Origin of the sequence: Acinetobacter gandensis, from assembly GCF_001678755.1 — a bacterium.
Taxonomy (GTDB): Bacteria; Pseudomonadota; Gammaproteobacteria; order Pseudomonadales; family Moraxellaceae; genus Acinetobacter; species Acinetobacter gandensis.
This window is the reverse complement of sequence record NZ_LZDS01000028.1, coordinates 108,129-128,855: the sequence shown is the minus strand read 5'-3', so window position 1 is coordinate 128,855 and position 20,727 is coordinate 108,129. Positions and strand designations below refer to the sequence as shown.

Here is a 20,727-nt window from a genome sequence, read left to right as displayed (position 1 = left end):
TAAAGAGATCAATAAAACCACAGGATTGATTTCGTGCGCAGAAATATACCGAGTTTACAAAGTCTGCTTTGTTTTGAGGCATCCGCACGTCATCTGAGCTATACGCACGCAGCACAAGAACTGTTCATGACCCAAAGTGCAGTATCACGACAAATTCAACAACTCGAAGATTTTTTAGGTTTAAGCGTATTTAACCGCGCTCGACATGGCGTAGAGCTCACGGAAGCAGGTAAACAATACGTAAAAAGCATTAAGCCATACCTTACAGGTTTAGAAAAATGCACCAGTGATGTGATGGCACATAAAGGTTTGGGCGGTACACTTAAAATTGGGGTCGTCCCTACTTTTGCGACCCGTTGGCTTCTTCCCAAACTTAATCGTTTAAATGAGCAATACCCAGAAATTACCTTACATTTAGAAACCAGTACCAAGCCTTTTTTGTTTAATGACAATATTTATGATGCCGCAATATTTGCAGGTACTGAACAGCAAATTCAACATTGGCCTGGCATACAAGCACATTTTTTAATGAATGAAAGTATTGTGCCTGTGTGTTCTCCAAAGTTAATTCAACGCTATTTCCCTGAAGCAAAACCTGTTTCAAACAATGCCTATCAACTTACGCCTGAACAATTGGTACAATTACCCTTATTGCAACAAACAACACGACCAACCATTTGGCAAGAATGGTTTCAAGCGCAAAAAATTCAGCATGAAAAATCTTACTTAGGTCAACGACATGAATTGTTTTCAATGTTGGCTGTTGCTGCTACCCATGCCATGGGTATGGCACTCATTCCCAAAATGTTAATTGAGTCTGAACTGCAAAAAAATGAATTGGTATTGGCATCAACGCAGCCCCTAGAAGGTGCACGTAAATATTACTTAATTCACTCTAGCCAAGATGTTTCTCCAATGATGCTTAAATTTGTTGATTGGATGAAACAAGAACTGCTTTTGAGTCAAGAGAAACTAAGCCATCACGCTTTTCTTAGAAGGCACTAACATATTGAAGCGGTCTTGCACTGTCTGATTGCGAGTTTGCTATTTTTTAGGGAGGGTCGTTTCCTTCAGTATTTTAAATTCAATGACATTCAAAAAATAAGAGATTGTTTTAATTAATAAAATTAAAATTATTAATTATCGCCTCTGCATCTTTGGCATTCATTTTGCTTAAACAGTATTACGTTTTATATAAATTGTAATATTGAGGGGCGGCATATATGAGCTACGTTGCACGCGAACTTAGTCCAAAAAACAAAGTGTTGCTTGGCTTAGGGTCTTTTTTAATTCCCATCTTCATTTGGTGTGCTGTCAGCTATTTACCATTTATTTGGCATCCCCAGGTTAAAATCACAGATTCAGGTAGTGTGCCTTTTTTACAAGTCGACAGTCGCGTAGATAAAGCCACTTTTTATGCTGAAGCACAAAATGCTGTCGATACAGGTCAAGCACCACCGCAAGGCATTTTGGTTAATCCAATTTATTTACCTGCACCGCATGAAGTTGCAAAAGCTTTAGTCACTGCATTTACCACTGCACCTGTTCAAGCCAATGCACCTTGGTTTCATGAGAGTCTTTGGCACAGTATTAAATTGGTATTTACTGCTTTTTTTATCTCATCAATTGTGGGTTTACCTTTAGGTATTCTATGTGGTTTCTCCAATAAAATTTCTCAATTAGTTGAGCCCTTCGTAGAGTTTTTTCGTTACTTACCTGCCCCAGCTTTTGGCGCACTTGCCGTGGCGATTTTGGGTATTAATGATGCACCGAAGATAGCCATTATTGTGATTGGTACGCTGTTCCAACAGATCCTGATTATTGCAAATACCACACGCTTGGTTGACCACAGTCTGATTGAAGCTGGTTTTACCCTCGGTACCAATAAACTAAAAAGCCTATTTCACGTGGTTATTCCTGCGGCGTTGCCTGAAATTTACCGTAATTTGCGAGTGCTTTTAGGTTGGGCATGGACATATTTAATTGTCGCTGAACTGATCGGCAGTACCTCAGGCATTACATGGTTTATTACTCAACAAGCGCGTTATCAGCACTTTGACAATGTGTTCGCAGCCATCCTCATTATTGGTGTGATTGGTTTAATTTGCGATGTGATTTTAATGAAACTAGGTCAACGTCTATTTAGATGGAAAGCGGGAGCAAACTAATGCAAAACAACTCTCAAAACGCAGAATTTAATGCTCGTGAATATTTTGACAATATTTATCAACGCTCTGTCATTTTAGAAGCCAAACAACTCACACAATCGTTTAAACATGGCAAAACTGAACGCACCATTTTGAACGCTATAAATTTAAAAATTCATAAACGTGAGTTTATTTGTGTCATAGGCCCATCTGGATGTGGTAAATCGACATTTAGCCGTGTGGTTGCAGGACTAGACCCTTATACCAGTGGTGAAATTTTAGTGGACGGTCAGCCCATTTTAGGGCCGAGTCCAGAACGTGGCATGGTGTTTCAGGGCTATACATTATTTCCATGGAAAACAGTGAAAGACAACGTGATGTTTGGGCCTAAAATGAAAGGTCAAAGTCACGCCTCTGCCGAAGCCCATGCACGTGAATGGATCAATATTATTGGTTTGGAAAAATACGAAAATCAATATCCGCATGAACTTTCGGGCGGGATGAAGCAACGAGTTGCGATTGCGCGTGCTTTAGTGAATGAACCCAAAATTCTATTGATGGATGAACCATTTGGTGCACTTGATCCACATACGCGCCAAAAAATGCAGCGCCACTTAATGGACCTTTGGCAAAACATTGATATCACGATTATTTTTGTCACCCACGATATGGATGAAGCCATTTTGCTAGCAGACCGTATTGTTGCCTTAAAAGCCAATCCCGGCGAAATTAAAGAAATTATTGAAGTTGATTTACCCCGCCCGCGTGATGCTGAGGTGATGTTGACACCCGAGTTTAAGAAACTGCGTCAGCGTGTGGATTATTTAGTCCATGCTGATGAAGACGAACTAGATCCTGCACTGGCAGAATTACCAGTCATTCCGCGTATGACCAAAGTCAGCTCACAAAAATAAGAGGACAATATGGCATATATGTACTTGATGATTGCGATTGTTGCTGAAGTCATTGCAACTTCAGCATTAAAGGCATCGAATGGTTTTACCCAGTGGATTCCATCTAGCATCACAGTATTGGGTTATTTGGTTGCCATCTACTTTTTGGCATTGACTATGAAAACCATTCCCGTAGGCATTACCTATGCCCTTTGGTCTGGTGCAGGCATCATTCTAATTTCATGTATTGGTTGGGTTTTCTATAAACAGCAACTTGATAATGCTGCCTTGATTGGCCTGTCCTTTATGGTGCTAGGCATCATCATTATTAATGTATTTTCAAACAGTACCGAAATTTAACATGAATTAATTTAAGTCCTTAGGCACGCGAAATTTTCCACAACAGGTGTGTCTATATTTGGGGGTAATATGAGCATTCAAAGTATTGAGAAAGATTTTAGTGAAATTCCTGTGATTGATATTTCAGGGTTATATAGTGCTGACCCTAATAATCAACAACGTGTCGCGCATGTGCTTGGCAAAGCAGCCGAGCATGTAGGTTTCTTATATATTAAAGGTCATCGAATTCCCAAAGCACATATTGAAGCATTACAAGCGCAAGCCAAAGCATTTTTTGCCTTACCACTTGAAGAAAAAATGCAATATTACGCAGGCAAGTTCGGTATTAAACACCGTGGTTATGTGCCACCGGGTGAAGAGCGTGTGGAAGCAATCGACCGTCCTGATTTAGCTGATCTTCCAAACAAAACAGACAATAAAGAAGCCTTTGATCTGAGTTGGGATTTACCTGATAACGACCCCGATGTGATTGCCAATAAACCCATGCATGGTTCAAACGTTTGGGCAGACTTACCGAATTTTAAAGAAGATATTAGTACTTATTATGCCGATGTAATTGCACTCGGACGTGTGCTATTGCGTGGTTTTGAGCTGGCACTGCAACTTGAACCCGATGCGCTAAATCGTTTAGTGACTCGCCCAACCTCCCAATTACGTTTAATGCATTATCCACATGATCTCGACGCTGAAGACATTTTGGGATTTGGCGCACATACAGACATGGAGCTGTTTACCATTTTACTACCAACCGCACCTGGGCTTGAAGTCGTAAACTCAAAAGGTGAATGGATTGATGCACCACCGATTGAAGATACTTTTGTGGTGAATATTGGCGACATGATTGAAGCCTTAAGTGGTGGTCGTTTTACAGCAACGTCACACCGTGTCCGTAAAGTTCGTGATGAGCGTTATTCATTTCCACTGTTCTTTGCCTGTGACTATGATGTGGAAATTAAACCACTCCCTCAATTTGCAACAGCTGAAGCATTAGAAAAATACCCACCCGTGATTGCAGGACAACATTTATTTGAGGTCAGTGCGCAAGGCTTTGTCTATATGCGTGAAATGGTCAAACGTGGCGAGATTCAACTCACAGGTCCCAATGTTCATTTTGGGAAACATAATTACGATGACTTGGGAGAATAATAAATGCCTGTTTCTGCTTATGCAGCATATTCGCCTAAACAAGCACTTCAGCCTTATCAGTTTGAGTTTGAAGAACTTAAAGCAGATGAGATTGAAATTGAGGTGATTTACTGTGGTTTATGCCACTCAGACCTTTCGATGTTGGATAATGATTGGCAACAAACACAATATCCTTTTGTACCCGGTCATGAAGTGATTGGACGTATTTCAAAACTTGGTTCTACTGTTACACATTTAACATTAGGACAAACCGTGGGTTTAGGCTGGCAATCAGGCAATTGTCAAACCTGTCATCCTTGTTTATCTGCCAAGTCACATCTTTGTAAACAATCTGAAGCGACCATTGTTGGACGTCATGGTGGTTTTGCCAGTCATGTACGTGCACAAGCCCCTTGGGTCATTCCTATTCCTGAAGATCTGGATTTAAAAACTGCAGGTCCTTTGCTCTGTGGTGGACTTACTGTATTTAGCCCCTTATTACAACATGGCATTCAAGGCATTCATCATGTTGCAGTGATTGGTATTGGTGGTTTGGGCCATATTGCAGTTCAACTTTATAAGGCGTGGGGTTGTAAAGTCACGGCATTTAGCTCAAACCCTGCAAAGTTTGAGGAATTAAAAAAACTAGGCGCGGATCAAGTTCTGTCTTCAATCCATTTAAATGACATCGCCCCGCAATCCTTTGACCTTATTGTCAATACTGTAAATCAAACCTTAGATTGGGAAGCTTATATTCGTTTGCTCGCACCCGAAGGAAAATTTCATGTGATCGGTTTGGTTGAAGCACCAATTCAAATCTCAAGCTTTCAGTTGATTGACCAGCAAATTAGCCTTACGGGTTCACCGACAGGTACGCCTTTGGCGATGCACCAACTGCTCGATTTCTGTGCACGGCATCATATTCAACCTTGGGTTGAGGAGTTTCCGGTATCTAAAGTCAACGATGCAATTGAAAAATTACGTCAAGGCGAACTGCGCTATCGTGCAGTGCTCAATATGCAGGAGCTACATGTATGAATAATGCTGCTGTCATTGGTTCTAATAAATTTTCCATAAAACAGGTTGCCTTACAAACCCGCCAAGTTGCGGGTTTTGTGGATTTTATGGCCAGTAATGGACGTTATATTTGGGCAACCAATCAAGATGTCTTGCAAAAATACTGTGCACAGCATGAAGCCGTCGTGGCTGAAATTTCAGTGCCTAAAGCTGCAGGCATTCCTGTATGTGCATTTTCAGCTGTTTGGGTGGCGAGTCTTGAAAATCAGTCCATTTATAAAATAGATCAAATCAGTAATGAAATTTTAGCAATTATACCGACAGGACTTGCTGACTTAACGGGTGAATTTAGTTTGGCCGCTTCTCACGATGCCATTTGGGTGATGTCAGCAGAAGGTTTACTGACCAAAATTAGCCCTTGTAGCGGTCGTATTGAAACGCATATTGAAGTCTTACCCGGTTCATACAATGTCTGTTTTGGCGCAGGTTTAATTTGGCTGAGCAATACCCAACATGCTTCTATTCAGAGTATCGACCCCATTTTAAATCAAGTGACCCATTGCATAACTGTGGATGAAACACCTTGGTTTATTACTGCAAATAATCAATATGTATTTAGTTTGAATCAAAAAAATGGAACAGTCTCAAAAATTGATGCTGTGACCTGTAAATGTGTCCAAACGATTCAACTACCTGAATTAGCGTGTGGTGATGGTGGCGATATTTTTGCTTCGAATCATCGGCTGTGGGTAAGAACGACACATTTACTTTTAATCGAAATTGATTATATTTCGGGTAAAATTATAAGACAGATCACTGCAGACGCAGATACTGGAAGTGGTGCTGTGACGCAATGCGGTGAACACTTATGGATTAGCGCACATGATGTTGAAAAAATGTGGGTGATTAAAGCCTAAGAACATTACCAAAAACTAAACACAATAAAAAAGGGCTTTAATAGCCCTTTTTTATTTTACATTTTTTATATTAAAGATTTATTCAGCTTTGGCATTGTTCACTAAATGTGGATAGATGGTATTTTCAACCTTAGGGCTGTCTGAATAAATCCCGACACGCATATTAAATTCATTCACGTTATAAGATGAACCATACAGTGAATCGAAACCGTCACCTTTGGTAAATACTTTTTTGTTATCCTCTAAATCAAGTAAGGTTGTACCGGCCATTAAATTTTCGAGCTGTTCAGGTTGAATATCAGCACGATTTGCCATGATTTTAATGCCATCGGCACGGGTTGCAGGGTCTTCAAGGTATTTCACGACTTTGTCCCAAACCACCACCAATTTGGTCCAATCATCTTTACGTTTTTCAATATTTGGTAAGTTTACAGACAACACATCATAAATAAGGCCCGGTGTTTTACTCGAGTCATAAATCACTTTAGAACCGGGAACAGCTTTAAGTGCTTGTAAACCGAAAGGATGCCACAGCGTAATCGCATCAATCCCTGGAGTATTGAATACTTGCGACAGTTCTTGGGTTACAGCATTCACAACTTTAACTTTACTAGGGTCTTGTCCTTCATTTTCCATGGCTGTGGTAAAGAACAATTCACTCACCAAACCTTTTTCAAAGGCAACGGTTTTGCCTGCAAGATCTTTAACTGATTCAATCCCCGGCTTGGCAATGATAATGTCATTACCTGTCGACATACTGTTGACCAAAATAATACTGCCATTTACCCCCTGCGATGACAGCATAAAGTTATCGCCATTTGCGACACTTGCTCCATCAATTTTGCCTGCTAAGAAGGCTTGAATGGATGCATTATAGTCTGAGAACCATTCAAGTTGGACATTAAGCCCTGCATCTTCAAACCAACCTTTGGATTTGGCAACTTCCCAAGCCAGGGAACCTGGCCATTCGCTATAAGCGATGCGAATTGGTGCAGAACTTTGACTTGTTGTATTGGCTTCAGATGTGGAGTCTGAAGATTTACTACAACCCACCAGTAATAAACTTGAAGCAATCAAAACAGAAAGAGATAATTTTTTAAACATACAGGCCCCCTAAACAAAAAAAGGCTTTTCACATGGAAAAGCCTTCAAAACATTATGGTAAAGTTGATACTAATTCAGGATAGATCACACCATCGACATCCACCTTGTTGGTGTAAACACCATTTTTAAAGTTGAACTCATTGACGTGGTAGCTTGAGCCATAAATAGAATCAAAGCCCGTACCTTTGGTAAAAGCCTTTTTATTTGCTTCTAAATCTAATAAATGCGTCCCACCTATAAATTGCTCGTAGGCTTTTGGATCAACCCCGACTTTGTTGGCCATAATTTTGACGGCTTCATCATGCGTTGCAGGATCATTAATAAATTTCACGGTTTTATCCCACACTTGAATGATCTTTTTCCATTCTTCTTTATGTGTCGATAAATGTGTCATATTGACGGTCAAAGTATCGTAAATCAGCCCCGGCTTATCTTTTGAACTATAAATAATTTTAGAACCGGCCACCGCTTTGAGTGCTTGATTAGCCACGGGTTGCCACACAGCAACTGCTGCTACATCTGGACTGTTAAAAACTTGTGGAAGTTCATTGGTCATTGAGTTGACTAGCGTCACATCCGATGCAGGAATTTTGGCATCATCTAAAGCTGTCGCTAAGAGCAAATGATCCACCAAACCTTTTTCAACCGCAATCGATTTACCTTTCAAATCCGCCACAGAGTTAATGCCATTTTTAGCAATAATCACATCATTACCGGCAGAATAATCGGTTGCCATAATCATGATACCTTTAGTGCCACCAGAAGCAATCACCAAGTTATCTCCGTTCGAAACAGACACTGCATCCAGCTGATTTGCTGAAAAAGCATTGATTGAGGCAGAATAATCGAACCATTTAAAATCGACGTTGACACCTGCTTCTTTTAAAAAGCCTTTTTCAATTGCCACTTGCCAAGCCACCCAACCCGGCCAATCACTATACCCAATAGTAATCGGCTTAGTATTCAGACTCCCCTGTGCTTTATCACTTGGCTCAGGAATCTTGGCCGTATTGTCACATCCACTCAAGAAAATAGCGCAGCATATTGATGCTGATAAACAGGCTTTCTTAATCATTGAATAACTTCCCCTATGCAGTTGCATTTGAATTTTGTATTGGTACTTTGAATTGATTTGATATAGTCGCGCCAACTACCAAAGTGGCTAATATCTGTGGCATTTTCTAAGGCATAAGCTTCGCAAATAAAGCCTTTCACCCAAGTACCGTCAGCAAGTTCTACATTGCCTATACCTAGAGGTGCTGGAACTTCCGCAACAATGTCACCGAAACATGCCGCAGGGATATCCCAAACTTCAACTTCAATTGCTTGACCACCTTTGGCTATTCGTTGTAAGCCCGGTTTTGGTGGTATGGTGTTTTTAAGTGCAAAAAGTTTGTAATGTGCAGCAGTTTTGGTCTTTTCTAATAATGTTCCACCGCGTGTTGTAAGCTGAAAATTCAGTGGCATACCAGTTAAATGCGCACCAACAACCGCTAGCTTTACAGTATTTGATGAACTCAAAATGTCAGAACGTGGAGACTGGATTTCAATTTTTTTATTGGATGTGCCTAAAGGTAAATTCACTTCAGCTTGCCAAGTTTGTGCGAAATTCGCCAAAGCCTGATCCATCCAGGCTGACGCAATAAAGGTCACGCCACTTGGTAAGCCATCGTCACGTATCGTATTCGGAACTGCAATTGCTGATAAATCTGCAAAATTTACAAAGTTGGTATACGCCCCCATATGGCTATTTTTAACCAAAGGATCAGCTTCAACATCTGCAATTTTATAAATCGTTGGCGCAGTTGGCACCATCAAGGCATCATATGGGGCTAAGTATTGATTAATCACTCGTGCCAAATTTGCACGCTTATATTCTGCTTGCATGGTATCTACAGCATCAAAACCATCTGCTTGAGCAATAATTTTCGCTATAACCGGATGCGTATGTTCACGCTTTACTATTCTTTCAACCGCATGAGTTCGCTCCGCCACCCACGCATCATTGTACAAAGCTGCTGCCAATTCATTAAACGCACTAAAATCAATGGCTTCAACGCTATAACCTAATTCTTCCAAGCGTGAGATAGCTAAGGCAAAAGCATCAGCTGATGCTGTATCACCATAAAATTCGAGTTGCTTCGGTATTGCAATTTTGCCTTTAGAAAATTGTGTCGGCACAGTACGCGGATGCTGCCGTGAATAGTCATCAATTGTATCAAAACCTTGCATAATTTGAGCAACTTGCCATGCGTCTGACACGTTTAAGGCGAATATAGAAATAACATCTAAAGTTCGACATGCAGGGATTAACCCCGTCGTGGAAAACCAACCTTTTGTTGGTTTCAAACCGACAATATTGTTATGTCCTGCGGGTACGCGACCAGAGCCTGCCGTATCTGTGCCAAGTGAAAATGGCACTTGACCATTGGCCACACTTACAGCAGATCCTGAACTCGAACCGCCACTGATATATTCAGGATTAAAACTGTTTTTGACTGCGCCAAAGGGTGAACGGACTCCCACCAAGCCCGTCGCAAATTGATCAAGATTGGTTTTACCGACAACAATGGCACCTGCGGCTTTAAGTTTCTCAACTACTGTTGCATCATTTTGGGCTAAATATTCGGCTTCTTTACATGCTGCCGTGGTATAAAAGCCAGCAACATCAATATTATCTTTCACGGCGAAAGGAATACCGTATAAAGGCAAATCTTCATTATTAAGGACTTTTAAAGCCACTATTTGCTCTTGAATTTGTTCAACCGACGCAATACTGATCCATGCATGATCATCATTCGGCAACTCTGCAACATAGGCTTTAAGATCATCTAATTGAATCTGACCCGATTGATAGGCTTCTCGCCAGTCCTGAATCGTCCATTGCTTTGTCATCAGGCAACTCCTGTATTTCATTGGTTATTCTGTTGAATGGGCGGCATGACGGCATCCATCATTTCTAAATGCCCTTTAATCACGCCTTTAAGCACAATAAATTGCTGACTAATCTGTCTGAGTTCTGTGCTTTTCCCTTGCATCAGCATGACTTCCATGACTTTGTTATCAGCTAGTTGGATATGTAAGGAGCTAATGACTTGAGTTAGAAACTGCTGCTGTAAATCGAGTAAATGCGTTCGTAGGGGCTTAAATGCTGCGTCGTATAGCAGTGTTAATGTGCCAACCATGACTTCGTTTAAAATGGCCTGCTCCGCAATTAAATGCTTATTAATCATGTCAACAATGGCCTGTGAACGACTCTCATAATGTTGATCAACAATTTTTTGATCCAAAGCACTTAAAGTGATTTCTGGCACCGTCACACTGATTCGTGCCAATTTTTGTTTAGGCACGTTTATTCTCCGAATTTGTGATCCTGTTTGATGTATAGACCTGCACGCACGCTAAAAAGTTCAATCAGGAACCGTTTAAACGGATGCAATGCTTTTTGTTTGTTATGAGCAGCGTTCATGTGCATCTCCTATTTCATGTATTGAAATAATACGAATCTTAAAATTTGTATTACCTAGACAATAAAATGCAGAATGCGTGCCAACATGAGAAAGGTAAAAATCAGTGCTTTATCTTTTTAAATGGAATTTTTATGCTGAATAAATGTGCGAATTTACATTTGATGCGCTGTATTGGCGCTAAAAGTATTCGTAGTTTCTATTCATCCATGAACTAGTCATCCATGCAGATGTTTAGCTAGCCAAATATTCAGGCTTAACAATTTGAACACCTATGCTATATTGCGAAGCACGCTGAGACAGCGCAAAATTTAAACGTGATGCACATTCTTAAAAAATCGAAGGATTGACCATGAAATACTTTACATGTGCGAACTGCGATCATCAGATATTTTTTGAGCACAGCGAATGTGAACACTGCCATGCGTTGCTCGGTTATGTATCTTCTTTAAGAAATATGCTCTGCTTTAAACCCATCGAAAGCCATTTATGGCAAGCCATTTCCCCACAATGTTCTTTAGCACTTGACGTCACACCTCAGCTTTATAAGCCTTGTTATAACCATACACATTTTGATGCATGTAATTGGGTGTTGGCTGCCGATGATCCTGAAGATTATTGTGAGTCTTGCCAGCTCACGCACACCATTCCACAGTTGGATATAGAAGAAAATTTAATTTATTGGCGTCGCATAGAAAAAGCCAAACGCCGTTTTTTATATTTAGCACAACGCATGAATATGATGCCGCTGCCCAAACGGGATGCTCAAGACAGATTTGGACTGCGTTATGATTTTTTAATGCCAATTGACGGTAAACCTGTGATGACGGGGCATACCAAGGGCATTATTACTTTGAATGCCAGTGAAGCCGATGTGGTCTATAGAGAAACGACTCGGGTCAAAATGGGTGAAAACTATCGTACACTTTTAGGGCATTTTCGTCATGAAAGTGGGCATCATTATTTCGACATTATGTCGCAGTTGCATCCTGAACTTTTAGATGAATTTCGCGCCTACTTTGGTGATGAACGTCAAGACTATGGCATGGCTTTAAAAAAACACTATGAAGAAGGCCCACCCGATCATTGGCAAGATTCATTTATCAGCAGTTATGCCACAACACACCCTTGGGAAGATTGGGCTGAAACTTGGTCGCATTATTTACACATGATGGATACTTTAGAAACCGCTTACTATGCAGGTTTGCGTGTTGAAGGTAATGGTACAACTTTAAATTCGATGGACTTTAAAGAATGCCCCATTGGTGGCAGCGACTTTGAGCATATTTTAGAAAATTGGCAAACACTGACTTTTAATTTAAATGCTCTAAACCGCAGTATGGGGCTGGAAGATGCCTATCCATTTAAACTCAGTGAAAAAGTTAAAGATAAGCTACGTTTTATCCATCGGCATGTTTTGGAGAAAGCTTTTGCGTCTCAAACAAAACCACATAAAGTGCTAAGTAATGTTTAAAAACATGATTTTAAGTTTAAAATTTGCACTTTCAAATTTTTAAGCGCGGTTTTTGTGAACTCGAGCTCGTAGGTCATTTAGGCTTACCTTTACGGTTTCTTCTGTTTGCGCTTCTTCAGCAAGTTTAAGCAGTTCTTTGTCTTCAATTAAATCCATTAAGCGTTCATACATGTCCGCGGGGACACAATAGAATGCTGGATTGTTACGATTTAAGATGGCAACTGCTTCGCCAAAGCCATTGTTTACGACTTCCATGGGATTCTTTTTAAGGTCGGAAACACTTGCGACAAAGCGTGAATGAATAATATTGTTCATATTGGTCAATGTCCTAGATATGCAAACAATAGCTAAATGATAACCAATTTAGAGACCTTTTAAAAGATCTGTTATTTAGTCTTTTTGTTAGAAAAATCTTTCATTCTTAATTTAATTCATCATAAAATTTGTATAAAATGGATAAAATAAATTCTTAAAAATCAATCATAATATGTTCACCAAAAATAGATTTAAAACCGTAACTCGTAATCAATCAGGTATGTTGGATTCAGAATTCTTGAATGAAAGCAGAAAGTTTACTAAATCTGACTCTACGACGAGTATTTTTTTATCCCATTCACATAAAGACAAAGAATTTGTACAAGTCGCAAAAGTATTTTTTGAAAATTTAGGAATGAGCATATATGTAGATTGGGCAGATGAAACAATGCCTGAACAGACAAATGGAATTACAGCAACAAAGATCAAAAATCAGATTGTTTGTTTAAATGATAAATTTATTTTGTTAGCAACAAATGAAGCATTGGCATCAAGATGGTGTAATTGGGAAATAGGTATAGCCGACCCATTCAAATTACATAAAGATAAAATTGCCTTATTACCATTAATTGATAGCCCATCTTCTTGGAATGGAAATGAATATCTCCAAATCTATCCTTACATCAAAGAAAGTGTAAATACCGCCGGTGAGTATTATCTATGGTATCCAAACGGTGATTGTAAAAATTTAAAAACATGGTTAAAAGGTTAATTAATAATGAGCTTTACCAAATCTCAAGAAAAATTTATCAATGAATATGTTAAAGCTATTCAAGATGGAAATGCTGCAATTTTTGCTGGAGCTGGTCTATCTGCATCTTTAGGATTTGTTAATTGGAAAGAACTATTAAGAGATTTAGCTGATGATTTAGATCTTGATATTGATAAAGAAACAGATCTACTCTCGATAGCACAATATCATTATAATAAATTCAACAGAACTCGTATTAACGATAAAATTATCAATGAATTTACAAGCTTAGACAAAGGCAGTGAAAATCACCAAATTTTAAGTAAATTAGATATAGATACCTATTGGACAACAAATTATGATCAACTTATAGAAAAAACTTTAGAAGATAATGGAAAGACAGTTGATAAGAAAGTTACTAATGAAGATTTTTCAAGGTATATAAAGAGAAAAGATGCTACCGTTTACAAAATGCATGGTGATAAAGATGCACCACACAATGCGGTGTTAACAAAAAATGATTATGAAGATTACCACGATAGTAGAGAGTTATTTTCAACAGTATTAAGAGGAGATCTGCTTTCAAAAGTTTTTTTATTCATAGGATTTAGCTTTGATGACCCTAATATAGATTATATTTTGAGTAGAATTAGAATTCTCTTAAAAGATAACACTCCTAAACATTATTGTTTTTTTAAAGAAATTGAAAAAAATAGCTTTTCAGAAGAACAAGATTATTTATATGCAAAAATAAGACAAGATTTAAAAATTGATGATCTAAAGAGATATGGTATCCATGCTGTTCTTGTAGATGACTATCCAATTATTACTAAAATTCTTAAATTAATTGAAAAACGTGTAAAACGGAAAAACATCTTTATTTCAGGTGCTGCTGAAAATTATGAGCCTTTCGGCAAGGAAAAGGCTGAAGATTTCATTTTTAAATTGAGTTATAAGCTAGCAGAAAAAAATTACAAAATTATCTCAGGTTATGGTTTGGGTATTGGTAGCTTGGTAATAAATGGTGCTTTAGATTTTAAACTAAAATCGTCCTACAGAAATCTTGATGATTTACTCATTTTAAGACCGTTTCCTCAAATTAACCCCACCCCTGAAAAAAACACTATATATAGAGAAGAAATGATATCCCAAGCTGGGATTGCCCTTTTTTTATTTGGAAATAAAAAAGAAAATGTATCGGATGCAATTATTGATTCACAGGGAATGTTTGAAGAATTTGAGCTGTGTCTCAAAAATAATGTAATCCCAATACCAATAGGTGCAACTGGTCATGTTGCTAAAAAATTGTGGGAAAAAGTTGATCACAATTTTAGTCAACACTATCCTGATAATGTTGAAATTAGAAATATTTTAATTGAAATCAACAAAGTAGATAATTCAGTTGATGATTTAATTTCAAATATATTAAAAGCAATTGGTTTACTTCAAAAGGTTTAGCTATTCATGAAAAGACAAGTTTTTTACAGTTTCCATTATGATAATGATGTAATGAGAGTACAACAAATTCGAAATATTGGTGCTCTAGAAGGTAATACACCCGTTTCTGCTAATGATTGGGAAACGTTAAAACGTAGTGGTGATACAGCAATCAAAAATTGGATAGATAATCAATTTAAATACAAAAATTGTTTAATAGTTCTTATTGGCTCTGACACATCAAATAGAAAATGGGTAAAATATGAAATCGAAAGAGCTTGGCAGTTAGGTAAAGCTGTCTTAGGTATACATATACATAATATTAAATGCCCAAGAAATGGCACATCAGTTAAAGGAAAAAATCCCTTTTCTGACTTTACAATAAATGGAAATAATTTTTCTAATTATGTTGATTGTTATGATCCTAATCCTACAGATGCATACAATGATATTAGATTAAATATTGAAAGTTGGATTGAACGCGCAATCCAAAGAAGAAAGACCGCCTAAGCGGTCTTTTTTTCCCTATCGCATTAAGCCACTGGCGCTAACGTAAACAATACCTGCCCCGTTTTTACCGTTTGCCCTTTCTCAATGGTAATGGCATCTACACGCATACGCTCAGGTGCAATAATTGGAATCTCAATTTTCATCGCTTCAATGACTGCAAGTGTAGCGCCTTCTTCCACAATATCGCCTGATTGACATTCAATTTTCCAAATTGAACCCGGCATATGCGATTCCACCGCACAGCCCCCTTCAGGCACTTCGACGCCTTCACCATCATCCACAGCATCTAAACTTTCAGAGACATATTCTGCAAGACCTGCTTCATGCCAACGACGACGTTCTGCATCAAAATTAGCTTGTTGCACTGACTTAAATGCTGAAATGGATGCTTGGTTTTCAGTTAAGAAGTCGTTGTACTCTTTGAGGTTCAATACACCTTCTTCAATACGAAGTTTTAAGCGACCTGCTTTAAAGTCCTCACGCATCTGCATGAGTTCTTCTTCAGACACTTCATAAAACTTAATTTGGTCAAAGAAGCGCAGTAACCACGGCTTGCCTTGCTCAAAGTCGGCATTTTTACGGTAGCGTGACCACATTTGTGTAGTACGACCGACAAACTGATAACCGCCCGGACCTTCCATACCGTATACGCACATATATGCACCGCCAATCCCCACAGCATTTTCAGGTGTCCAAGTTCGTGCAGGGTTATATTTTGTGGTCACTAAACGCTGACGTGGATCAAGTGGGGTTGCCACAGGTGCCCCTAAATACACATCACCCAAGCCCATGACCAAATAACTTGCGTTATACACCACATCTTTCACAGCTTGTTTGTCTTTTAAACCATTAATTCGACGGATAAATTCGATATTGTCCGGACACCATGGTGCATCAGGTCGCACAGTTTGCATATAACGTTCGGTTGCCAATTGGGTTTGTGAATCTTCCCAAGCCAGTGGTAAATACACGGTACGCGATGGGACTTGCATTTCGGTCACATCAGGGAGTTCAGCTTCAGCGACTTGCAATAAACGCAGTAAATCAAGCTGATCTAGTTTGATCGAGTCAAAATGGATTTGTAATGAACGAATACCTGGTGTCAGGTCGATAATGCCCTGAATCTTTTGCTTTTGAACCCATTGCATCAACGCATGAATACGGAAACGTAAGTTTAGATCAAGTACTAACTCACCATATTCCACCAACATGTAGTTGTTACCCGCAGGACGATACACCACATCAGGTGTACCATCTTTACCTTTTAAGGTATCAAGCACGGCGTTTTTCAGTGTAGATAGCTCAGGATAGAACGACTCATCAAATGCCACCGCTTGTGTATCTGATGCCTCTAACTGTGCATGATATTTTTCATTTAAGAGTTTAGCTTGGTGATAGCTCACAGGGACAAATTTCACTTTGTCACCGGCTTTGAGTTGACCGAGTTTCCATAGTTCAGAATTAATCACCACCGCAGGACAAACAAAACCACCGAGACTTGGACCATCTGGACCGAGAATAATCGGCATATCACCAGTGAAGTCAATCGCACCAATGGCATAAGCATTGTCATGAATATTGGATGGATGCAGACCGGCCTCACCACCATCCTCACGTGCCCATTCCGGTTTTGGACCAATCAAACGGATACCGGTACGGCTAGAGTTAAAGTGAATCTCAAAGGTATTGGCAAAGAAAGTATCAATGTCATTTTTGGTGAAGAAATCAGGCGCACCATGTGGGCCGTACATCACCGCAATTTCCCATTCATGGCTAAATGACGGTACTTGTTCAGGTGCAAGGCTTTTCACTTCTTCACTTGTAAATGCAGTAATCGGCAACATATCGCCAATCAATAAGTTACGACCTGCGTGACCGCCAAAGTGACCTAAGGTAAAGGTCGCTTGTGAACCGAGATATTCAGGCACATTCAAACCGCCTTTGATACCGATATAAGTACGGCAACCTGTGGCGATTTTGCCACATTTGAGCACCTGACCTTTACATACATTGACAGTCTGCCACATCGGAACTTGAACACCATCCAAAGTCGATGGCATATCACCACCGGCAAGCACGATTTGGCTGTCGCAATGGAATTTCAAAGTGGGACCTTGTAGCGTACATTCAAGCCCTGCGGTGTTATAGGCGTTGCCAAGCAACTGGTTTGCGACATTCAGTGACAATGGATCAATCGCACCTGATGGTGGCACACCAACATCCCAGTAGCCCAAACGCCCTGTGACATCTTGCACAGCGGTTTGAATACCGGCTTGTAACACTTCAACTTTTTGAGTTTTCCACTCAAAGGTATTTAAGAAACGTGTGGTCTGTGTGCCTGCTTTAAACACTTCACCATCCACGATGTTTTGTAGATATTCAAGATTGGTTTCAATCCCTGCAACTGAGGTTTTCGCCAAAGTACCCGTCATGGCTTGAATCGCAGATGCACGATCATCTGCTGTGACAATAATCTTCGCAATCATCGGGTCATAGAATGATGATACGTTTGAGCCCGTTTCCACCCATGTTTCATTTCGGGCATTAGAATCAAACTCAACATGTGTCAGAAGACCAGCACTGGGTTGGAAGTTTTTGATTGGGTCTTCAGCATATAAACGTACTTGAATCGAATGACCTTTAGATTCCAATTTTTCAGTTGGCGCAGTCCAATCACCGCTGGCCAAGGTGACCATCCATTCGACTAAGTCGACACCAAAGACTTGCTCCGTTACGCCATGTTCCACTTGTAGACGGGTATTCACTTCCAAGAAATAGAACTCTTGTGTGTCGGTATCCATCACAAATTCAACCGTACCGGCAGAACGGTAGTTCACAGACTGCATCAGTTGAATGGCAACATCTTGGAGATAGGCACGCTGTTCATCATTGAGATGCGGTGCCGGGGTTTCCTCAATCACTTTTTGGTTACGACGTTGTACTGAACAATCACGCTCACCGAGTGCGATCACCTGTCCTTGGCCATCACCAAAAATTTGCACTTCAATATGACGGGCGTTTTGTACGAATTTCTCGATGTATAAACCTGCATCTTTAAAGTTGGCTTGCGCTAAATAAGACACCGTTGCATAAGCATCTTTCAGTTCAGCTTCATTCCAGACCAAACGCATGCCGATCCCACCGCCACCTGCGGTACTTTTTAGCATCACAGGGTAGCCAATACGATTGGCCTCAATCAGTGCTTCAGCTTCATCCGCTAAGAGCTGACTACCTGGAAGTAACGGTACATTGGCTTGAATCGCCAGTTCACGTGCAGTGTGTTTAAGACCAAAGGCTCGCATCTGTGCAGAGTTTGGCCCAATAAAAGCAATACCTTGTGATTCACAAAAGTCACAGAATTCAGCATTTTCAGACAAGAAGCCATAGCCCGGATGAATCGCTTGTGCTCCGGTTTGTTTGGCTACCTCTAAAATTTTATCGACATTTAAATAGCTTTGACTCGCTGGGGCTTCACCGATGTAGACTGCTTCATCCGCCAAAGTCACATGCAATGAATCACGATCGGCTTCCGAATAGACCGCAACCGATTGGATGCCTAATTTTTTAAGGGTACGAATGACACGACATGCAATTGCACCACGATTGGCGATTAAAACTTTATTAAACATGTTATGCGTCCTCGCCTTCACGGATGATCAATTGAATTTTAGTTGGGTTATAGGCATTACAAGGATTATTCAGTTGTGGGCAATTAGAGATCAACACGATCAAATCCATTTCTGCTTTCACTTCGACATATTTACCCGGTGCAGAAATACCATCATCAAACTTCAGATGACCCTCAGAGGTCACAGGCACATTCATAAAGAAGTTAATATTTGGACCAATATGACGCACGTTTAAGCCATGTTTTTTGGCAATCGGATGCTGAGACAGCGCAATCATGAAATTGTTACGGCAACTGTGCATTGGAAATGTGTCATGTGCATAACGAACGGTGTTGCTTTCACATGAACATGCCCCGCCTAAAGTATCGTGGCGACCACAATTGTCATCATGAATGGTGGCAATTTTGTTGCCAAAGTTGGTGTATAAAGCTGTGCCTTTTTCTAAATAAATCTGCTGATTGATTGCCAGTGTATCGGTTGCGCTATAACGCTCTTCAGGATTTGAAGCAGAGATAAAGAGCGTATCAACCGCTTGGTTGCCTTCTAAATCCACGATACGGAAATACTGTCCTTTTTTGACTTCGCACATCCATGCTTCACCAGCAGGACAAACTTCGCTTAAAACTGTTTTTTCATGATTTTGTAGTGAGTTAACAAGTGCAGTCATGTTGTATTCCTCCAATTAAGCGCTGAGTGCGTAGTAACGATTGTTGTTTTGAAATGCACGCTGATTTTGCGGGCATGAATCACGACACACATCGGAATCAAATAATGGAAGTGCTTTAAACAGGTTTAATTCAACATCAGCAGGTGCATATTCCATGCTGTTATCTAATGCGTGTGGTGCGGATGATAAAAACACCAAGCAATCCATTTCAAAGCGTAATTCAAGCACTTGATCGGTATTGTCAGATGCCACATAGCTAAGGTTGCCATTGTCATCTGGTTGGACTTTAGAAAACAGATTTAAAGTACTGCTGAGGTCTGTTGCTGATAAACCAAATTTGGCCATTTCAAGCAGTAAAGAGTCTTTGCCACTTCTGTGCATGTCATTACGGGCATCTTGAAAGGTTTTTGAACCAAATTGTTTTTCGATTTGTTGTGCGGTACTTGGTGCGCAGAATGCATCATTCCAACCGTGGTCGTCTTTGACAATGGAGATCATCGCGCGACCTAGATCAGATGCAAGGATATGTCCTGTGCTTAAAAAAGCTGTATGTTGCCCTTTTAAACTGTCTGGCATGTTGTAGCGTTCGAGTTTGTCTTCGCTATTGACGCAGTACAGCGCCACATTGGCATTTTGACCTAAGGATTTGAGTTGTAATAGTGCGCCACGCTGAATACGTGCTGACCAATGGTGTCCACCCGGTAAACGTTCCGTCCAAAGGACTTGATCTTCGTGATAAGTTATTGTGCTCATATGCATCCATCCCAATCTTCTACGGTTTACCTCCCGGGTTTTTATCCCTCCGTGTAGCTTGAGTTTGAAACTTAAGCCGTGAACTCTCGGTCTCGGACATACATGAATATTCATGCATCGGAACCCTAGATCACTTTATGATGGGTTAGATAGATGCAAAGGCTGTGCCAGTTTAGTATTACGGTATTTTTATTTCGTATTACTAAAGATGAGTAAAATAC

The 20,727-nt window shown here is 40.0% G+C and carries 20 protein-coding genes and 1 riboswitch; of the genes, 11 read left to right on the top strand and 9 right to left on the bottom strand.

What is annotated here, in order from left to right:
* Nucleotides 1-33: 33 nt before the first annotated feature.
* From A9J31_RS12915 to A9J31_RS12885, 7 genes are all read left to right on the top strand, one after another.
* Nucleotides 34-1,005 (top strand): LysR substrate-binding domain-containing protein, encoded by a 972-nt coding sequence (locus A9J31_RS12915; RefSeq protein WP_067766658.1) that lies wholly within the window; start codon nucleotides 34-36, stop codon nucleotides 1,003-1,005.
* 218 nt (nucleotides 1,006-1,223) lie between these two features.
* Nucleotides 1,224-2,168, top strand: a complete 945-nt coding sequence (locus tag A9J31_RS12910) for an ABC transporter permease (protein WP_067766655.1) — start codon at nucleotides 1,224-1,226, stop codon at nucleotides 2,166-2,168.
* Nucleotides 2,168-3,061: an ABC transporter ATP-binding protein gene (locus A9J31_RS12905; protein ID WP_067766652.1), complete on the top strand. Its 894-nt coding sequence runs from the start codon at nucleotides 2,168-2,170 to the stop codon at nucleotides 3,059-3,061. The genes A9J31_RS12910 and A9J31_RS12905 overlap by 1 nt, the downstream gene beginning before the upstream one ends.
* Nucleotides 3,062-3,070: 9 nt before the next feature.
* A complete protein-coding gene (locus tag A9J31_RS12900) occupies nucleotides 3,071-3,400 on the top strand; it encodes a DMT family transporter (RefSeq protein WP_067766649.1) in 330 nt (109 codons plus the stop codon).
* 69 nt (nucleotides 3,401-3,469) lie between these two features.
* Nucleotides 3,470-4,546, top strand: coding sequence for an isopenicillin N synthase family dioxygenase (locus A9J31_RS12895; protein ID WP_067766646.1), 1,077 nt, complete (start codon nucleotides 3,470-3,472; stop codon nucleotides 4,544-4,546).
* A gap of 3 nt (nucleotides 4,547-4,549) precedes the next feature.
* Nucleotides 4,550-5,563, top strand: coding sequence for an NADPH-dependent aldehyde reductase Ahr (gene ahr / locus A9J31_RS12890; RefSeq protein WP_067766643.1), 1,014 nt, complete (start codon nucleotides 4,550-4,552; stop codon nucleotides 5,561-5,563).
* Complete coding sequence (locus A9J31_RS12885) at nucleotides 5,560-6,459, top strand: NHL repeat-containing protein (RefSeq protein ID WP_067766640.1); 900 nt, start codon at nucleotides 5,560-5,562, stop codon at nucleotides 6,457-6,459. The genes ahr and A9J31_RS12885 overlap by 4 nt, the downstream gene beginning before the upstream one ends.
* Nucleotides 6,460-6,537: 78 nt before the next feature.
* Here A9J31_RS12885 and A9J31_RS12880 read toward each other — a convergent pair whose 3' ends face one another.
* The 5 genes from A9J31_RS12880 to A9J31_RS15970 are packed head-to-tail and all read right to left on the bottom strand — an operon-like array spanning nucleotide 6,538 to nucleotide 11,032.
* Nucleotides 6,538-7,563: an ABC transporter substrate-binding protein gene (locus tag A9J31_RS12880; RefSeq protein WP_067766637.1), complete on the bottom strand. Its 1,026-nt coding sequence runs from the start codon at nucleotides 7,561-7,563 to the stop codon at nucleotides 6,538-6,540.
* A gap of 52 nt (nucleotides 7,564-7,615) precedes the next feature.
* Nucleotides 7,616-8,638 (bottom strand): ABC transporter substrate-binding protein, encoded by a 1,023-nt coding sequence (locus A9J31_RS12875; protein ID WP_067766634.1) that lies wholly within the window; start codon nucleotides 8,636-8,638, stop codon nucleotides 7,616-7,618.
* The gene (atzF, locus tag A9J31_RS12870) at nucleotides 8,635-10,458 is read right to left on the bottom strand and encodes an allophanate hydrolase (RefSeq protein WP_067766630.1); all 1,824 of its coding nucleotides are present in this window, start codon (nucleotides 10,456-10,458) and stop codon (nucleotides 8,635-8,637) included. Before atzF ends, A9J31_RS12875 begins: the two co-directional genes overlap by 4 nt.
* 17 nt (nucleotides 10,459-10,475) lie before the next feature.
* Complete coding sequence (locus A9J31_RS12865; RefSeq protein WP_067766627.1) at nucleotides 10,476-10,913, bottom strand: CopG family ribbon-helix-helix protein; 438 nt, start codon at nucleotides 10,911-10,913, stop codon at nucleotides 10,476-10,478.
* A 2-nt stretch (nucleotides 10,914-10,915) separates the two neighbouring features.
* A complete protein-coding gene (locus tag A9J31_RS15970; RefSeq protein ID WP_425394351.1) occupies nucleotides 10,916-11,032 on the bottom strand; it encodes a hypothetical protein in 117 nt (38 codons plus the stop codon).
* A 350-nt stretch (nucleotides 11,033-11,382) separates the two neighbouring features.
* Between A9J31_RS15970 and A9J31_RS12860 the strand changes: the two genes are divergently transcribed.
* A complete protein-coding gene (locus tag A9J31_RS12860) occupies nucleotides 11,383-12,504 on the top strand; it encodes a zinc-binding metallopeptidase family protein (protein WP_067766624.1) in 1,122 nt (373 codons plus the stop codon).
* A gap of 39 nt (nucleotides 12,505-12,543) precedes the next feature.
* Here A9J31_RS12860 and A9J31_RS12855 read toward each other — a convergent pair whose 3' ends face one another.
* Nucleotides 12,544-12,819 (bottom strand): type II toxin-antitoxin system Phd/YefM family antitoxin, encoded by a 276-nt coding sequence (locus A9J31_RS12855; RefSeq protein WP_067766621.1) that lies wholly within the window; start codon nucleotides 12,817-12,819, stop codon nucleotides 12,544-12,546.
* 172 nt (nucleotides 12,820-12,991) lie between these two features.
* On the opposite strand from A9J31_RS12855, the gene A9J31_RS12850 reads away from it, so the two are divergent.
* Genes A9J31_RS12850 through A9J31_RS12840 form a run of 3 tightly spaced genes read left to right on the top strand, consistent with a single transcriptional unit; the run spans nucleotide 12,992 to nucleotide 15,457 of the window.
* Complete coding sequence (locus A9J31_RS12850; RefSeq protein WP_067766618.1) at nucleotides 12,992-13,531, top strand: toll/interleukin-1 receptor domain-containing protein; 540 nt, start codon at nucleotides 12,992-12,994, stop codon at nucleotides 13,529-13,531.
* Between the two features lie 6 nt (nucleotides 13,532-13,537).
* The gene (locus tag A9J31_RS12845) at nucleotides 13,538-14,968 is read left to right on the top strand and encodes an SIR2 family protein (RefSeq protein ID WP_067766615.1); all 1,431 of its coding nucleotides are present in this window, start codon (nucleotides 13,538-13,540) and stop codon (nucleotides 14,966-14,968) included.
* A 6-nt stretch (nucleotides 14,969-14,974) separates the two neighbouring features.
* Nucleotides 14,975-15,457: a TIR domain-containing protein gene (locus tag A9J31_RS12840; protein WP_067766613.1), complete on the top strand. Its 483-nt coding sequence runs from the start codon at nucleotides 14,975-14,977 to the stop codon at nucleotides 15,455-15,457.
* Nucleotides 15,458-15,480: 23 nt separating this feature from the next.
* Here the strand turns inward: A9J31_RS12840 and uca are convergent, their stop codons facing one another.
* Genes uca through A9J31_RS12825 form a run of 3 tightly spaced genes read right to left on the bottom strand, consistent with a single transcriptional unit; the run spans nucleotide 15,481 to nucleotide 20,506 of the window.
* A complete protein-coding gene (gene uca / locus A9J31_RS12835; protein WP_067766610.1) occupies nucleotides 15,481-19,086 on the bottom strand; it encodes an urea carboxylase in 3,606 nt (1,201 codons plus the stop codon).
* 1 nt (nucleotide 19,087) lies between these two features.
* On the bottom strand, nucleotides 19,088-19,753 hold the full coding sequence (locus tag A9J31_RS12830) for an urea amidolyase associated protein UAAP2 (RefSeq protein ID WP_067766606.1): 666 nt from the start codon (nucleotides 19,751-19,753) through the stop codon (nucleotides 19,088-19,090).
* Nucleotides 19,754-19,768: 15 nt separating this feature from the next.
* Complete coding sequence (locus A9J31_RS12825; protein ID WP_067766603.1) at nucleotides 19,769-20,506, bottom strand: urea amidolyase associated protein UAAP1; 738 nt, start codon at nucleotides 20,504-20,506, stop codon at nucleotides 19,769-19,771.
* Nucleotides 20,507-20,534: 28 nt separating this feature from the next.
* A riboswitch (guanidine-I (ykkC/yxkD leader) is annotated at nucleotides 20,535-20,646 on the bottom strand.
* Nucleotides 20,647-20,727: the final 81 nt, after the last annotated feature.

Coding starts and splice junctions, on each gene's coding strand:
- A9J31_RS12910 (WP_067766655.1), top strand. CDS start 1,224: ATGAGCTACGTTGCACGCGAACTTAGTCCAAAAAACAAAGTGTTGCTT.
- A9J31_RS12905 (WP_067766652.1), top strand. CDS start 2,168: ATGCAAAACAACTCTCAAAACGCAGAATTTAATGCTCGTGAATATTTT.
- A9J31_RS12900 (WP_067766649.1), top strand. CDS start 3,071: ATGGCATATATGTACTTGATGATTGCGATTGTTGCTGAAGTCATTGCA.
- A9J31_RS12895 (WP_067766646.1), top strand. CDS start 3,470: ATGAGCATTCAAAGTATTGAGAAAGATTTTAGTGAAATTCCTGTGATT.
- ahr (WP_067766643.1), top strand. CDS start 4,550: ATGCCTGTTTCTGCTTATGCAGCATATTCGCCTAAACAAGCACTTCAG.
- A9J31_RS12885 (WP_067766640.1), top strand. CDS start 5,560: ATGAATAATGCTGCTGTCATTGGTTCTAATAAATTTTCCATAAAACAG.
- A9J31_RS12880 (WP_067766637.1), bottom strand. CDS start 7,563: ATGTTTAAAAAATTATCTCTTTCTGTTTTGATTGCTTCAAGTTTATTA.
- A9J31_RS12875 (WP_067766634.1), bottom strand. CDS start 8,638: ATGATTAAGAAAGCCTGTTTATCAGCATCAATATGCTGCGCTATTTTC.
- atzF (WP_067766630.1), bottom strand. CDS start 10,458: ATGACAAAGCAATGGACGATTCAGGACTGGCGAGAAGCCTATCAATCG.
- A9J31_RS15970 (WP_425394351.1), bottom strand. CDS start 11,032: ATGAACGCTGCTCATAACAAACAAAAAGCATTGCATCCGTTTAAACGG.
- A9J31_RS12860 (WP_067766624.1), top strand. CDS start 11,383: ATGAAATACTTTACATGTGCGAACTGCGATCATCAGATATTTTTTGAG.
- A9J31_RS12855 (WP_067766621.1), bottom strand. CDS start 12,819: ATGAACAATATTATTCATTCACGCTTTGTCGCAAGTGTTTCCGACCTT.
- A9J31_RS12850 (WP_067766618.1), top strand. CDS start 12,992: ATGTTCACCAAAAATAGATTTAAAACCGTAACTCGTAATCAATCAGGT.
- A9J31_RS12845 (WP_067766615.1), top strand. CDS start 13,538: ATGAGCTTTACCAAATCTCAAGAAAAATTTATCAATGAATATGTTAAA.
- A9J31_RS12840 (WP_067766613.1), top strand. CDS start 14,975: ATGAAAAGACAAGTTTTTTACAGTTTCCATTATGATAATGATGTAATG.
- uca (WP_067766610.1), bottom strand. CDS start 19,086: ATGTTTAATAAAGTTTTAATCGCCAATCGTGGTGCAATTGCATGTCGT.
- A9J31_RS12830 (WP_067766606.1), bottom strand. CDS start 19,753: ATGACTGCACTTGTTAACTCACTACAAAATCATGAAAAAACAGTTTTA.
- A9J31_RS12825 (WP_067766603.1), bottom strand. CDS start 20,506: ATGAGCACAATAACTTATCACGAAGATCAAGTCCTTTGGACGGAACGT.